Raw genomic sequence first — 719 nt, 5'->3', positions numbered from 1 at the left:
GAACCGGCTGTCGCACACGGTGCCGCGCATCGACCGGCCGCTCGGCCGCAACCCGCGCAACCCGCGCGGCTCGCGCACGGCCCGCTCGCGAGCGCCCGCGTGTGGCGCATCGTGCTCGGCATCGGCCTGCTGTGCGCGCCGCAGTTCGCGGTGCTCACGTTCGCGACGGTGTTCCTGCACGACTTCGGCCGGCTCGGCCTCGCCGGCATCAGCGCGGCGATGGTCGTGTTGCAGCTCGGCGCGATGGTGATGCGCGTGTGGAGCGGCCGCCATACCGACCGGCACGGCAACCGGCGCGCGTACCTGCGCGGCTCGGTGCTCGTCGCGGCCGGCTCGTTCACGCTGCTTGCCGCCGCGACGGCCGGCAGCCCGCACGTGCCGCTCGCCGCGATCGTCGCGATTCTGGTGTTCGCGGGCGTGTGCGTATCGGCGTGGCATGGCGTCGCGTACACGGAGCTCGCGACGCTCGCGGGTGCGAACCACGCGGGCACCGCGCTCGGGATGGCGAACACGGTCGTCTACCTCGGGCTGTTCGCGACGCCACTCGCGATCCCGCCGCTGCTCGCCGTCAGTTCGTGGAGCGTGGTCTGGCTCGCGGCCGCGCTGGTCGCCGGCGCGACCTATCCGCTGTTCGCCACGCGCTAGCGGCCGCACGCGGCACGCGGGCACCGCGGCCCCGCCACGACGCCCGCATCCCGGTCAGGCCGCTTCGCGCGCCA

1 protein-coding gene is annotated in these 719 nt (G+C 75.0%); it reads left to right on the top strand.

Translation table 11 applies throughout. The features are described from left to right. The coding region (locus DPV74_RS41680; protein ID WP_162923355.1) for an MFS transporter at nucleotides 1-645 on the top strand (645 nt) is incomplete at its 5' end. Between the last annotated feature and the right edge of the window lie 74 nt (nucleotides 646-719).

Origin of the sequence: Burkholderia sp. HAN2018, from assembly GCF_024704855.1 — a bacterium.
GTDB lineage: Bacteria > Pseudomonadota > Gammaproteobacteria > Burkholderiales > Burkholderiaceae > Burkholderia > Burkholderia cepacia.
This window is presented reverse-complemented; position numbering and strand designations above follow the sequence as displayed.